Genomic DNA, 14,351 nt, shown 5'->3' with positions numbered 1-14,351 from the left:
TCTGAGTCAGGCTTCTCCTCTTACGAACTATAGACAAGGAACGTTTAGTCTTGATGTCATTTAAATAAAGAAAGTGGGCCGTTAAAGTTATTCAGATTGGGAAAGATGCCGTTGAGCGTGCCCAAGTCTAATCCCATCCATTGACCCAGGCTGGCAGCGTACTGATCAACTGAGGTGGTCGGGATGAGGCGACCACCACCAGCATCCAGTTCATGGTTGAGCTCTGCGTTAGGAATATCACCAAAAATGGTACCACCATTGACCGCGCCTCCCATCACAAAGTGGTGTCCTGCCCAGCCATGATCGGTGCCATCACCATTAATGGCCAGTGTTCGGCCAAAGTCAGATGCCGTGAATACGGTGACCTGCTCACTGAGGTTGAGGCTTTCCATTGCAGTGTTAAACGCCACTAACGCACTGTCCAGCGTGGACTGCAGTTTGGGCAGGTTTTGTGCCTGCCCGGAGTGGGTGTCAAAGCCGCCCATCGCGACCACATAGACTTGTCTTGAGGCCCCCAGTTGCTGGCGCGCAGCAATGCTGTTACTCACGGTTTGCAATTGTTTGCCTAACGAAGTTGCCGGAAACTCTGGCAACGTAACGGATGTATTGGCTTGCGCTGCGTTAAACTGGCTGTTGGCCTGGTAAGCACTGTTAATGGCAGCGGTGACGTCCTGCTGCAAAAAGTGTTGCGCATTCTGCGGTTGATTGCTGAAATGTGCGACCAGCTCTGGATGTTCGTCAAACTCTTCTAAAGCCTCAATGGTGGCGGCTTGTCCGTCACTGACATGATATGGAGCGGTTTGCTTACCGGTCAGCCATAATGCGCCATCTGCTGTGGTAATAGCATTAAATGGCGTATTGGCTGTGTGACCTTGTGTCATCAGGGCATCATTGATCAAGCCTCCCCAGCCAAACTGTGCACCCTCTGCAGCGCCGGACATCCAGGTTGATTGTTGGTCGTTGTGTGAGAACAATCTGGAAGGCAGGCGAGCCGTATCCTGTGCGATCATCGCGGCGGTAATCGGACTCAGTAGCGGACCAACATTGCCGACTACGGCCAGCTTATTTTGTTGATATAAGTTTGCCAGCCCGGCTAATTCCGCGGGCAGGGCAAAGCGACGGGAGCCAAAACGCCCGGGTGTTGCAATCGGTAACAGGTTGGCCAAGGTGCGTGGGGTCGTGTACTTACCCAACAGACTTTGTCTGTGGCCGGCCCATTGTGCGTAACTCGCCTCATCATAAGGGATTATGGTGTCATGATTGTCCATGCCACCGTATAAAAATACGCAGACCAGGGCTTTGTAATCATTATCCTGCGCCGGACTGTTTGCCAGAGCCTGACCTAACTGAAACATCGAAGAAGCCATTACGGAGGCACCGCTGAGTTTGATAAAATCGCGTCTGTTCATGGGCTTTGCTCCTATTTCTGAACTAAGTAATCAGGTGAGGTCATAACCAGTAAAATGGCCAGGTGTACGAGCCGCAGCGGCTCGGCGTCGTCATTTTGTGCCACCGTTTGCAGTATGCTCTGGATCGACTGCTTGCTGGTGGCACTGAGTTGACCGGCGCATAGTAATAAGTCGAGACGGTCTATTAGTGCGCCGAGATCAGCTGTTAGCGTCAGCTCTTGGTCGTAGCTTGCCAGAAAGCTCTCCGCGGCGTTTTGTGCATTGAGTGGAATATTCTCTTCGTCATAGATGTCTTGTAGCTCCTCGACATCTACTTCTTGTTGTAACCCTGTGATGTAGTAGGTCATGAAGTTGGCGTAGCCGGTAATGGTGCTGGCATTGGTGATTTGCAGCTCAGGTGCCACCATGCCATTGGCCGCGCTCACGCTGCCTGGTGCGGTATAACCGGGGCGGAAGAAGTTAAAGACACTGGGTGAGCGATAAGGGTGTTGGCCCAGCATGCTGGCATCTCGGGTGTCCCACAGCATTTCCTGGTACTCCGGGGTGATGTTTTTGACTGCAAACGCCCGTGCCCATTGTGTAAAGCGTAAGATAGGTTCACGGATCTTGCCGCCACGCTCAGTGGCGTTTGCTCTGGCATCCGGGTCAAATAAAATTGCTGCCAGTGTTGCGGTTAAATCGCCACGACGGCCATCTCCTACTGAGGTGCCATCGGGCAAAGTTGTACGGCCGTTGCTAAATGCTGTGCCAACACGTGTTACGTAGCCGGGAGAGGGGTTTGACGTGACCAGTCGCTGGATCAGTTGCTTTGCAACGAAAGGGGGCACATTTGGATGGGCAAAAATATGATCCAGCGCCTGTGTTACCGAGGCTTTGGGACCTGTCCCGGCGGCAATTGTGGTTCCCAGGAAGGTTTTACTCTTTTCAGAGTGATTTTCCGGGTAGACAGTCATGGGGAGGGCAAACTCGTTTATCTCCAGTTCTTCGGACGTGTCATAGTCCATATCCAGGCCCGTAAACACCCGTGCCAGGCCGGTGATATCCTGATTGTTATACAGTTCTTTTGTTGCACCATTTTCATCTTGCTGTTCGGTACCGTCCGGATTCAGTGCCACAACGCCAACCGTAAACAGTTGCAGTAATTCGCGGGCATAGTTTTCATCTGGCATCCGGCCGGTGGCTTCATCTCCTTTGAGGTTGCCCATATAGGTCAGATAAAAGCCCATGGCGGGAGCGTAGGTCACCGTTTCGAGTAATTCCCGGTAGTTGCCAAAGGCATGTTGGATCAAAATATCCTGATAAGAAGCGACTGCTTCCGGGATATCGGTCAGTTCTTCTCCACCTGCATTGGATACGACCAGCAGTTCAGACAGGGCAAACGCCATTCGCTGACGCAACTGGTCTTCACCGGCAATGGCATTGCGCCAGAATGCCACACTGGTTGATTCAATATACAGCGCATTAAAGTCATCTTCTGCGGTTGGCGGTGGGGTAAACTCGCTTACCACTGGCATGATCAGGCTAGGTGGCAGTTTAAGTTGTGCTTTAAACCAGCTCGATGCGCTTGTTCCTGTCAGGGTATCTAAGTCTTGTGGCCGGGCTCCAAAGGTAGCTTGTTGTAAAAATCGTGATGTAGTGAGGGCAGTGGTAAAGGCCGGATCGATTTCAGATGTGTTGTCATCGGGTGTTTCGTCTGCGCCCCCATCATCGGGATCGTTATTATCGTCGCCAGAATTATTGTTAGTATCTCCCTGTGAATTATCGGGTTCTGGCTGTGGGGTAGTCGGATTGTTGGTATTGGTTGTGTTGTTTGGGCTGGCATCACTGCCGCCACAGCCGGTCAGGCTCAGGCAAAAACTGAGCAGCAGTATGTTAAGCGGGGTTAGTCTGAACATGGTTTCACTCTCTTACTTGCGGATACCTTAAGTTTAGAGTGAAACGAGCGAAAGCGGTCATACAGTTGTCATACGGCTTGTTTACAAAATTGTATGCTCTTAGATGCACTGCATTTTGTTACTTCGAGCCTTATATCTGTTGCTACATGAACCGCTGCATTAACGACTTAATTACTCAGGGCCGGGCGTATCGGGATCTCAATATTAAACACCGCACCAGGTTGGTTTTCGAGCAAGCATAGCTGGGCCTGATGGACCTCGCAAATAGCGCGCACAATACTCAGCCCGAGGCCATTACCAGGGCGACCTCGGCTGATGTCGGCACGATAGAATTTATCAAACACTTTGGCCTGATCCTTGAGTGGGATGCCAGGACCATTGTCCCCGATTTGCAGCAGGGCACTTTGGGTATGGCTTTGCAGTCTGAGCCATACGTGCGCATTTGGCTGGCTATGTTCCAGTGCATTTTCCAGCAAGTTACAGATCAACTGACCGAGCAGGTCCTTGTCACCGTGACAGTGCACAGCCGGCACAATGGACACTTCAAAGTGCCGGCCGCTGTCTTCAAAGACCGGTAAGTAACTTTGTGCCAGCTCATCAATAAGTGCCGACAAGTCAAATGTTTTAAAGCCCTGAATGTGTTTTCCTGACTCTATGGCATTAAGTCGCACCAGATTATTAAAAGTGTTGATAACCTGGGCCAGCTCGTTGCTCGCTTTGTCTATGTGTCCCTCCAGTATTGTCGGGTTATCGAGATCCTGATACATACTCTGCAAGCGGTTAGAAATGCGGGATAAAGGGGTTTTTAGATCATGGGCGATGCCCACCGACATGGTATTCAGATTGCCATGCAGGCGGGATATTTCATCAAGCATGCGGTTTATTGCGACGCTCAGGGTAATGATGTCTGAGTTTGATGTCGCCACCTCGGTGCGTTTAGAGTCCGGAGAATGTGCGACCTGGGCCAGTTGTTCTGATAATGCTTGCAGGGCGCGGCTGCGCTTAACCTGAACACAGGCGATTGCCGCCACTATCAGGGGCAGGCTGAGCAGGGCAAACCAGGACATCAGTTGTGCATAAAACGCGCTTTTATGGGTTTGCAGCTCATCCTGTTTTTGCCAGTAATGAATACGCAGGCCATCGGGCAAGTTCACTGTGGCAGACAACAGTGCTGCATCACCTTCCTCGCCAAGCGATACGGTTTGCCATTGAGGAGTGAGCGACGCCGTCAGTTGAGTCTCAGCGCCAAAAAGCAGTTTATCTTGCTCAAACACGGCAATCAGCCAGCCTTCATCCGCGAGGTGCGCGCGTGCCTCATGCTCTGGCAAGATAACCTCATCTTCGAGTTCAAACTCCTGCAATACGTGTTCAAAGCCATGCTCTTCAAGCATGCTTTCGATGTCGCTGAGAAACTCACTAAACTCGTGTTGCTGTGTTTGTTTATCCTGCCACACCAGTAGCTGCCCTAAGAGCCATAGCAGTAACAACATAGCAGCCCAAAGTGCGCCGCCTGAAAGCAACGCTCGCTTTAAATGATAACGACTAACCATCCGTGGAACCTGTGAGCAAATAACCACTGCCGCGAATGGTTTTGATCATGTCAAACGTAAAAGGCTTGTCCAGTTTATTGCGTAAGCGGCTGACATGGGTTTGCACCAGACTGGTTTTGGGATCGAAACTAAACCCCCAGACCTGCTCCAGTAACATGGTTTTGGTGATCAGCTGTTCGGGGTGCTGCATCATATATTCCAGGATCTGATATTCCTTGGGCATCAGCTCAATTTCTCGCCCGGCTCTTAACACCTGACGAGATGTGCGGTTGAGTCGCAGTTCGCCTATCACCAGCTCCAGCGTATCGGCTCTGAGAGGCTGGCGTCTGGCCAGGGCTTTTAAACGCGCATACAGCTCAGCAAAAGCAAAGGGCTTGACTAAGTAATCGTCGGCACCGGCTTCGAGTCCGGCGACCCGATCGGCGGTATCACTCAGTGCGGTGAGCATGATAATCGGGGTGGTGACTTTACTGGCACGTAAAATCCGTACTGCGTCGAGGCCATCCATATTGGGTAACAGACGATCAAAAATGATCACATCAAATGCGTGGGCTGACGCGCTTAACATGGCGCGCTCTGCGTTGTCACAATGCTGTACTTGCGCATTGTGCTGGGCAAGCCCGGCGCAGATAAATTCAGCCGTGTCCGGGTCGTCTTCAACTAGTAAAATATGCATACAAACCTGAGGTTGTCGTCACTCGATTAAAGCATATCGTATTTTTGCACGAGATTGGCATACAATTTTGTATTGTGCTTAGCCTGCGTCTGTGTATAAATTTAAGCCTATCTAGTGTGAAGATAAGGAAATTTCCATGACAGACAAGCAAGCGAAAGCCGAGCCTAACCCGGGCTTGTATATTGGAATTGGTGCAGGTATTGGGACTGCGATTGGCGTTACGTTTGGGGTAGCATTTGATATTCTGGCTTTTTCTATTGCTCCGTGTGCCGGAGCTGGCATAGCGCTGGGTGTTGCCCTGTGGGGGGCTAACAAACAAACTCCTAAGTAAGCAGGGCCGCTATGAACGGCCCCGCCAGGTGCTATTCCTGATATGCACCGGCACTGTATATCAGCTCGTAACTGTGGCTGTATATTTCCACGATATTACCAAATGGATCTTCCATATAAATCATACGGTAGGGCTTTTCGCCGGGGTAATAATAGCGCGGCTCTGCCATACGTCGTTTGCCCCCTGCGGCCACTATTTTATCTGCCAGGCCTTCAACATCCGGGTCTTGTACACAAAAATGGAAAATACCGGTTTTCCAGTATTCAAAGTTGTTATCCGGGTTGGTTTGGTTATCAAACTGGAACAGCTCTACACCAATGCGATCGCCAGTGGACAGATGTGCGATCCGAAAACGTTTCCAGCCAGGACCAAATACATCACTGCACATTTCACCAATGGCGCTGCTGTCTTCAACGATCTCAGTAGGGGCCATGATCACATACCAGCCCATAACCTGAGTGTAAAATTCAACGGCTTTTTCAAGGTCGGGCACTGAGATACCGATATGTGAAAAGTTGCGAGGGTAAACCTGGTTCATAAATACGCTCCTGTGTTTGAATAGTGAGCAGGTTACAAATGTCAGGCTATAATGTAAAATTATTAAAAATTATCAAAATAAGTATTTTTTGTAATGATTAATAACACCTGGCTCCGCACGTTTTGTACCCTGACGGAAATAGGGCACTTTACCCGTACGGCTGAACACTTGCATATGACTCAGTCAGGTGTGAGCCAGCATGTACAAAAGTTAGAGTCGCACTTTGGTGTGGCCTTGTTTCTGCGTGATGGGAAACAGGTCGTACTGACAGAAGCGGGTAAACGGTTGCGTATTCAGGCATTAAAGATACTGCAAGATTTGTCGGAACTGGAATGCAGTATCGGGGAGGATCCGCCTTTTGAAGGAGAAGTCAGGGTCATGTCGCCCGGGAGCCTCGGGCTCAGGCTCTATCCGCAGTTGTTGACGTTACAAAGCCATCATCCCGGGCTTGTCATTGATCACAGATTTGCGCCAAATCAGGCCATTGAAAAGGCCGTAGCCGATGGCAGTGCTGAGCTGGGTTTTACCACTGTTGCGGCTAGGTCTGCGGAGGTAATGAGCGAGGCGATAGCGACGGAACCCTTGTTGCTGGTTACGCCGGCTGAGGTGGCTGAACCGAGCTGGGAGAACTTGCAGTCACTGGGATTCATCGACCACCCCGATGGCGCACATCATAGTGAATTGCTGCTCAGCGCGAACTTTGCACAGTTCCGGCATTGCGCACAGTTTGCCCGCAGAGGGTTTTCTAATCAGATAAGCCTGATCCTTGAACCAGTCAGTCGGGGCATAGGGTTCAGTGTTTTACCTGCTTTTGCGGTTGAGGCCTTTGCCCGGCAAAAACTAATACGGATACATGTGCTGAACCAACCCGTGAGCGAGACAATTTATCTGTGCACAGCGCGACGTGCAATCCTGCCTGCCAGAGTGCGGACTGTGATGGAGCATGCAAAAAGCAGTTTATAGTACTGACCAGTTTATTCTTGTCTGCACTAAATCAATAAATATTGGCTTAGCACTGGCACATCCGCGTGCGAGCCATTACTATGCAGGCCAAATGAATCAAAATGTAGTAAGTCAGCATGTCTTTACCTCCTTGCCCGAAATGTAATTCTGAATACGTTTATCAGGATCAAAGTAATCTGGTGTGCCCGGAGTGCGCCTATGAATGGAACCCAAATGAAGTCAACGAAGACGACGTAATCACAGTGAAAGATGCCAACGGCGCATTGCTGGCCGACGGCGACAAAGTGACTGTGATCAAAGATCTGAAAATCAAAGGCAGCTCTCAGGTGATCAAAATTGGCACTAAAGCTCTGGTTCGTCGTGTTCTGGACAAAAAAGACCACGAACTGGATTGCAAGGTCGATGGTGTAGGCGAAATGATGGTCACCGCGAAATTCGTGAAAAAGGCCTAAACGGGTCATTCGCTCAAACCATCAAGTGCGCTCAGCCTGTCATCCCGTGTTCCAACACGGGATCTTCCAACCAAGATATACTATTACTGCTAAACTCTGTCTGACAGGCACGTATGTCGTGAAAAGCCTGCAAACCTGTGAACCTACTTCTTTGCAATGTCGTATTAACCGTTATTAGTTATACAAGGAGCAGACATTGAAAACAGTCTTAATTATCATGATGACGCTTGTCCTCAGTAGTTGTCTGGGCATGCCACAGGGCGTTCAGCCTGTGGGAAATTTTGAGCTCAATCGCTACCTGGGCAAGTGGTACGAGATTGCCCGCCTGGATCACTCTTTTGAGCGCGGCCTGACCCGGGTGACGGCGCAATACAGTATGCGCGAAGACGGCGGCGTGAAGGTCATTAATCGTGGCTTCAACGCTACAGAGAACCAGTGGCGCGAAGCCGAAGGTAAAGCGTTTTTTGTCAACCAGGACGACGAGGCTTACCTGAAAGTGTCGTTCTTTGGTCCGTTTTATGGGGCTTATGTTGTGTTTGAGCTCGACCACGATAACTACCAGTATGCGTTTGTGTCTGGCCCGGATACGGAGTACTTGTGGCTACTCTCTCGAACCCCACAAGTTGATCAGGCGATCACCGACAAGTTTGTCAGCATGGCGGCTGAACGCGGTTTTGATACCGATGCGCTGATCTTTGTTGAGCAGTGATCTGGCTTTGCTCAGGCCACCCCCAGCGGTAACTGAATTCTGGCTCTGGCACCTGTCTTATCGGTACGATTGACCAGCGTTAACTGGCCACTGTGCTGCTCTACAATGTTTTTACACAGCACCAGACCAATGCCTTTGCCGTTTGGTTTGGTTGTGTAAAAGGGCACGAACAGGTTGTCCGGGTTAGTGAGTCCCTGACCTTCATCCAGAATATCTATAAACGCATATTGTGCTGTGTTACCAACGATAATATCAACCATTCCGGTTTCATCGCTGGCCTCCAGCGCGTTGGTGATCAGGTTAACCAATACCTGTTCCAGCAGGCTGACATCCACATGCAGTACAAAGTTCTGTTCAATTGAACAGCGGACCCGGGTGTCATATAAAACCTGCATGGGGCTGAGGAGGGCGTCTATACTCACCGTTTCTGTATGCAGCTGGTGTTGCCGGGCAACGCTGGCGTAGCGATTGACGAATGACATCAGCCCGTCACTGCGCTGTACTATTACAGCCAGCGCCTGCTCAAAATCAGCTTGCGTATCGGCGCCGGGTGGTAACATTTGCAGTGTCTGTGCCAGTGATTTGATGGGAGACAGTGAGTTGTGGATCTCATGGCTCAGAATGCGGATCATTTTTTGCCAGGCATCGCGCTGCGCCTGACTCACCACAGACTGCACATCGGTCAGGATCAACAAATGGGCATGGCTGTCGTCAATGGGGATCTGGCTTTGCCGGATCTGCCATTGCTGAGCCAGCGACGGGTGACTGAATTGCCACTGTCCGTTAGTTTGCGTCAGGCTGAAATGAGCGGCCCTGAGTCGTCTTTGTGTTTGCCAGGGTTTGCCGGTCCAGTTTGAAAAAGCGTCGTTGGCATGAACCAGCGTGTTGCTTTCATCAAACACTACAATGGGGCTGGGCAGCTGCTCAATGAGCCTGAATAATAAGATTGCCTGATGATCCCGTGCAGATTTATACGCTTGTAAATGGTCACATAGTTGGCTGGTTTCGGTTTGCAGCTGGGCCAGAATGCCGTTTTTGTCGGTACTGTAAAAGCGCTGACCATAATCTTCGAGCCGCATGGCTTCAATGGTGGTTGTCAGATGGTAAAAAGGCTGAACGAGACGCTCTTTGACATGCTGTAACAGCAGCGCAGCCGGGCACAACCCCAATATCCACAGTGTAATGATACCCAGCCAGCCACTGCCCAGACTGAATAGTAACGCGGTGCTAAGCGAGGCTAGTAGCAGCCAGATGAGCATGCAAAATAGGGTCGCGGATCGTTCGTAACTCAGCGCCACCATATTTATGCCTGCCGGGTTTTAATGTTGAATTTATCCATACGCCGATACAGCGCACTTTTACTGATCCCCAGCAGGAGTGCGGCATCTTCAACACTATCCTGACACTGAGCCAGTGCCATTCGGATGAGTTTTTTCTCTGCCTGCTCCAGTGTTACCAGCTCTGATATCGGGTTGTTGAGCTCGGTTTTGACGGCTTTTATTTGCAACTGCCGGGCGGTGATCTCGGGCTCGTCACACATCAGTATGGCACGCTCCATGATATGACTTAACTCCCGTACATTTCCCGGCCAGTGGTAAGCTTGCAAGGTGTCGCATGCACAACCAGACAAAGCTAGCTCAGGCAAGCCGTAGGTTTGCGCATGGTGCGAGATAAAATGTTTTGCCAGCGGGATGATTTCATCACTGCGCTGGCGCAGGGGTGGCACAGTCAGCTCTATGGTGTTGAGTCTGAAATACAGATCCTGGCGAAATCCCCCTTGTGTTTGCTGCGCCTCTAAATCTGCATTGGTGGCGCTGATCAGGCGACAATCGGCGTGAAGCGTATGCTCTGCGCCTACAGGCTCGTATTCGCCATTTTCCAGTACCCGCAATAGCTTAGCTTGTTGCGCGTCGCTCAGAGTGGCAATTTCATCTAAAAACAGGGTGCCGCCAGTGGCCTGAGCAAAACGACCCTCGCGGTTCTGCCTGGCATCGGTAAAGGCGCCTTTAACATGACCAAATAGTTCGCTTTCGAACAAGGGCTCTGGGATAGCCGCCATGTTCACACTGATCAGTTTGCCTGCCCGGACACTGTGTTGGTGGAGATATTGAGCAATCTTGGATTTACCTGTGCCGTTCTCACCGCGAAGCAAAATATTGGCACCGGTTGGCGCAACCCGGTCTAGCTGTTTTTTGAGTGTTTGCATCTGCGGGCTGAGCCACAGCAGCGTTGTGTCAGACGCTTTTTGAGCTTGGGGTATTGCGCTTTGCTGAGCCTGGGCCATTTGTCTGAGTCCCAGGTGTTTTTTGATCATCATCAGTACGGCGTGGTTGTCCCAGGGCTTAGCAAAAAAATCCACAGCGCCTCGCTGCATGGCTTCGACAGCCAGGGTTACACTCGACCAGGCAGTCATAGCAATAAACGCCGGGCTGGATGGGGTTGCTTTGGCATGCTCAGATAAAAATTGCAGGCCTTCCTGACCTGATGTGGTATCCAGCTCATAATTCATATCGAGCAACACCAGGTCGACGGCGTGTTGTGCAAGCGTGTCTGCTGCCGCACTCAATGAGCTGCATTGAAGGGTGGTAAAGCCGCTGTTTTTCAGCAGCATGTGAAGACTCAGGCGAATATCGGCCTTGTCATCTACGATAAGTAGGGTGCCTTGCATGGTATAACTGGCAGGCGCTTTGAAGCGCCTGCATATCCTCATTGACTGTTGTTCGATTTGTTATTCATTTCTCAATGCCCGGATTGGGTCCTGGCGGATCACCTTTTGTACTGGCAGATAACTGGCAATCAGTGCGACCAGTAACATCACCGGAATGCTGCTGATAATGGCCAGCCAGTTCACATCGACTGGTCCGTCGCCGATGCGAGACCACACCAGATAACCGAGGCTTGCAATCATCAGGCTCACGGCCAGGCCGGTAAAAATAGGCACAAAACTCTGTTTTATGATCATGGCGGCCAGCTTATGCGTGTGTGCACCCAGAGACAAATGAATGCCCAACTCGTAACGGCGCATTTGCACGCTGTAGGTAAGTACACCGTATATTCCCGCGCCAGCCAGGCTCAGTGTCAGTGTTAGCAGCGCCACGGTCAGCATGGCCTGAAGCCAGGTCTGTCTGAGTCGCTGACTGAGCATATCATCCACTTTCCTGAAAACCGAGAAGTTTAAGGTCGGATGAATATCCCTGAGTGACTCGCCAAGCTGCGCTTTTGACAAAGGCCCGCTGGCTTTGATAATAAACGCACTGCTGCCTTCGGTGAGCGGCACGTAGTAGCGCTCCAATTCATACCCTAGTGGGCCGGTGGGCACGTATACATCGCCTACGACTCCAACAACTTGTCTGGGGGTTTCCTGGTCGATATACAGCGTTTTTCCCAGCGGGTTGTTTGTGCCATACAGGCGTTTGGCCAGTGAGTCTGAGATGATAATTTCGTTGTTATCTTCACCGGATGCTGCAATTGGGGTAAAGCTGCGCCCTTGCCTGACAGGCAAAGATAAGGTGGTAAAGGCATCCTGATCTAAAAACGCCATGCTGGTTATGCCCAGTAGCGAAATTTGTTCGTCATACAGGTAGTTTTTCCAGCCCATGACCAACGGAGAGGTCATACTGGCTGCCACAGCATTGACATTTGCTTGTGTGCTCAGGGTGTTTTTAACCTGCCGGGTGAGTTCAAATGAGTCAATCTCAGTGGCGCTGCCATCAACACGCACATAGTAGAGGTGTTCGGTGTTGAATCCGGTCGGGTGGGTCATTTTATGATAGGCGGGCAGAAGTTTATTGGCCGCCAGAAACAGCAATAAACTGGCAAACATGACTTGCAGTGCCACCAGGATATGGCGGGTACGGGCTGAGATTTGTGTACCCGTGCCTTTGCCGCTGGCATGCAGGGCGCCTGTCAGGGCATGGTAGTTCACCTGACTGCTGGTGATGGCGGCAATGAGCAGGGTGATAAGCAGCGCCAGGATCATTGCAATCACAATAGTGGGTGCATCGAGCGACAAAGCCTGCATACGAGTGAACAGATAGCTCAGATCTTCGGCCAACAGGACATTCAGCCACTGCGCGCCTAGCAAGCCCAGCACGGTTGCGGCGCCAATCAGTAAAGCACTTTCACAAAACATACTGATGAAAATATGGCGCGGTTTGGCTCCCAGTGCAGCCTGAATTGCCATAGTCCGTTGCTTTTGTGCGCCCCGTGATAAAAACAGGTTGGTGACATTGGTCAGCGCAATCAAAACCAGCACTGCCGCGGAAAACAACAAACTCAGTGCCAGATTATCGCTTTCGGCGATGATCCTGGTACGCAATGGCGTGAAGCGTGCGCCGATGGCAGTATCGGGGGCAACATTTTCCTGGGATTGATACAGAGTATTGATTTGCTCACCCAGCGCGTGATTGGCCTGCGCTGTGTTCACACCCGGCTTAAAGCGAGCGATCCCGTTAAACTGGCTGCTGATGCTGTTCCAGTTATTAGTGGTGCTGAGTGCTTCTGGAAAGCTGCTGAATCCACTGATCTCAGAGCTGCGGAAAATCTCTGGTACTTCAAAATCCTCGGCAACGACTCCGACAATTTGGTAAGCCACCCGGTTAAGCTGGGTAAAGGTGCCAATTATGGCGGGATCTGCGTTGAAGTCTTCCAGCCAGGTCTGATAATTTAGCACCAGCACTTTTTGTTCATCACTGATCCCTTCATTGCTGCTCAGTGCGCGACCCAAATGCATGGGCACGCCGAGTAACGAGAAAAATTCGGGGGAAACACGCAGCACATCCACGGTGGGTCGTCCGTCGACATCCATCAGGCGAGGAGAGGTGTGATGCAGCATGGCCATTTCATCAATAAACTGTTCGTCCTGGTAGATCAGCGTTTGAGTTGGCAACATCTGAAAGCCGTATTGCGTCTCGCCATTGATGGTTTCGCTCTGATCTGTGACCCATAAGGTATCGGCATTGGGGTAGGGTAAAGGCTTGGTCAGCAACCGGTGATTGATGTTGATCACCACACACAGTGCTGCCAGGGTCAGCGCGAGTGTGAAAATCACAGTGAAGCTAAAGCCGGGTAACTTTTTCAGGTTAGACGCGGCCAGTTTAAGTTCTTCTTTGATCATCCTGCCATCTCCAGCTTCACTTCATCCACCATAACGCCATCAAGCAGAAACAGTTTGCGACTGGCCATATCGGCATATCTCGGGTCGTGCGTCACCATGCACATGGTGGTGCCTTGTGCATTTAAATCGTGCAACATTTGCATGACGGCATCACCATTTTTGGAATCCAGGTTACCTGTGGGTTCGTCTATTAGCAGAATATCCGGCTGATTGACCAGCGCACGGGCGATGGCAATACGCTGTTGCTGGCCACCCGACAGTTGATTGGGCTGATGATCTATCCGGTGTGTCATTTGTACCAGCTCCAGACAGTGCATTATTCGATCTTTGAGCTGAGTGCCATTCAGGGGGTGCTCGCTGTACTTAACTGGCAGCGCCAGATTATCGAATACATTCAACTCATCTATCAGGTTGAACGACTGAAAGACAAAGCCAATGTGCTTGTTTCTTAATGTTGCGCGTTGATTAACACTGAGCTGGCTGACGTCGTTTCCGGCAATTTGATAACGGCCACCGGTAGGTGTGTCTAACAGGCCCAGAATATTGAGCAGGGTAGATTTGCCGCAACCGGATGGGCCAGAGATAGAAACATATTCACCCTCGTTGATACTCAGGTTCACGCCACGTAAGGCTTGTGTTTCCATACCACTGAGCAGGAAGTGTTTGGTGATATCTGTGAGTTTAATAACGCATTTGTTGTTCATTTTGGTCT

Annotated in this window: 13 protein-coding genes; 4 read left to right on the top strand and 9 right to left on the bottom strand. The window is 50.8% G+C overall.

What is annotated here, in order from left to right; all coding sequences use genetic code 11:
• Window positions 1-56: 56 nt before the first annotated feature.
• The 4 genes from PRUB_RS15055 to PRUB_RS15040 form a co-directional block, all read right to left on the bottom strand.
• Window positions 57-1,409: a DUF1501 domain-containing protein gene (locus PRUB_RS15055; protein ID WP_010381984.1), complete on the bottom strand. Its 1,353-nt coding sequence runs from the start codon at window positions 1,407-1,409 to the stop codon at window positions 57-59.
• An 11-nt stretch (window positions 1,410-1,420) separates the two neighbouring features.
• The gene (locus tag PRUB_RS15050) at window positions 1,421-3,304 is read right to left on the bottom strand and encodes a DUF1800 domain-containing protein (protein ID WP_010381982.1); all 1,884 of its coding nucleotides are present in this window, start codon (window positions 3,302-3,304) and stop codon (window positions 1,421-1,423) included.
• 167 nt (window positions 3,305-3,471) lie between these two features.
• Window positions 3,472-4,854 (bottom strand): sensor histidine kinase, encoded by a 1,383-nt coding sequence (locus PRUB_RS15045; protein ID WP_010381981.1) that lies wholly within the window; start codon window positions 4,852-4,854, stop codon window positions 3,472-3,474.
• Window positions 4,847-5,530 (bottom strand): response regulator transcription factor, encoded by a 684-nt coding sequence (locus PRUB_RS15040; RefSeq protein ID WP_010381979.1) that lies wholly within the window; start codon window positions 5,528-5,530, stop codon window positions 4,847-4,849. The genes PRUB_RS15045 and PRUB_RS15040 overlap by 8 nt, the downstream gene beginning before the upstream one ends.
• A 136-nt stretch (window positions 5,531-5,666) precedes the next feature.
• Between PRUB_RS15040 and PRUB_RS15035 the strand changes: the two genes are divergently transcribed.
• A complete protein-coding gene (locus PRUB_RS15035) occupies window positions 5,667-5,861 on the top strand; it encodes a hypothetical protein (protein ID WP_010381977.1) in 195 nt (64 codons plus the stop codon).
• A 31-nt stretch (window positions 5,862-5,892) separates the two neighbouring features.
• On the opposite strand, the gene PRUB_RS15030 is transcribed toward PRUB_RS15035, so the two are convergent.
• Window positions 5,893-6,399 carry a lactoylglutathione lyase family protein gene (locus PRUB_RS15030; RefSeq protein ID WP_010381975.1) on the bottom strand — a complete coding sequence of 169 codons (507 nt, stop codon included), beginning with the start codon at window positions 6,397-6,399 and terminating at the stop codon, window positions 5,893-5,895.
• Window positions 6,400-6,492: 93 nt separating this feature from the next.
• Here PRUB_RS15030 and PRUB_RS15025 point away from each other — a divergent pair, with 93 nt between their 5' ends.
• From PRUB_RS15025 to PRUB_RS15015, 3 genes are all read left to right on the top strand, one after another.
• Complete coding sequence (locus PRUB_RS15025) at window positions 6,493-7,362, top strand: LysR family transcriptional regulator (RefSeq protein ID WP_010381974.1); 870 nt, start codon at window positions 6,493-6,495, stop codon at window positions 7,360-7,362.
• Window positions 7,363-7,478: 116 nt separating this feature from the next.
• Window positions 7,479-7,814 carry a zinc ribbon domain-containing protein YjdM gene (locus PRUB_RS15020; protein WP_010381971.1) on the top strand — a complete coding sequence of 112 codons (336 nt, stop codon included), beginning with the start codon at window positions 7,479-7,481 and terminating at the stop codon, window positions 7,812-7,814.
• 217 nt (window positions 7,815-8,031) lie between these two features.
• Window positions 8,032-8,523, top strand: coding sequence for a lipocalin family protein (locus tag PRUB_RS15015; protein WP_422624410.1), 492 nt, complete (start codon window positions 8,032-8,034; stop codon window positions 8,521-8,523).
• An 11-nt stretch (window positions 8,524-8,534) separates the two neighbouring features.
• Here the strand turns inward: PRUB_RS15015 and PRUB_RS15010 are convergent, their stop codons facing one another.
• Genes PRUB_RS15010 through PRUB_RS14995 form a run of 4 tightly spaced genes read right to left on the bottom strand, consistent with a single transcriptional unit; the run spans window position 8,535 to window position 14,343 of the window.
• On the bottom strand, window positions 8,535-9,824 hold the full coding sequence (locus PRUB_RS15010; RefSeq protein ID WP_010381965.1) for a sensor histidine kinase: 1,290 nt from the start codon (window positions 9,822-9,824) through the stop codon (window positions 8,535-8,537).
• Between the two features lie 2 nt (window positions 9,825-9,826).
• A complete protein-coding gene (locus tag PRUB_RS15005) occupies window positions 9,827-11,233 on the bottom strand; it encodes a sigma-54-dependent transcriptional regulator (protein ID WP_010381963.1) in 1,407 nt (468 codons plus the stop codon).
• A gap of 18 nt (window positions 11,234-11,251) precedes the next feature.
• Window positions 11,252-13,639 carry an ABC transporter permease gene (locus tag PRUB_RS15000; protein WP_010381961.1) on the bottom strand — a complete coding sequence of 796 codons (2,388 nt, stop codon included), beginning with the start codon at window positions 13,637-13,639 and terminating at the stop codon, window positions 11,252-11,254.
• A complete protein-coding gene (locus PRUB_RS14995; protein WP_010381957.1) occupies window positions 13,636-14,343 on the bottom strand; it encodes an ABC transporter ATP-binding protein in 708 nt (235 codons plus the stop codon). The genes PRUB_RS15000 and PRUB_RS14995 overlap by 4 nt, the downstream gene beginning before the upstream one ends.
• Between the last annotated feature and the right edge of the window lie 8 nt (window positions 14,344-14,351).

Origin of the sequence: Pseudoalteromonas rubra, from assembly GCF_000238295.3 — a bacterium.
Classification (GTDB): Bacteria; Pseudomonadota; Gammaproteobacteria; order Enterobacterales; family Alteromonadaceae; genus Pseudoalteromonas; species Pseudoalteromonas rubra.
This window is presented reverse-complemented; position numbering and strand designations above follow the sequence as displayed.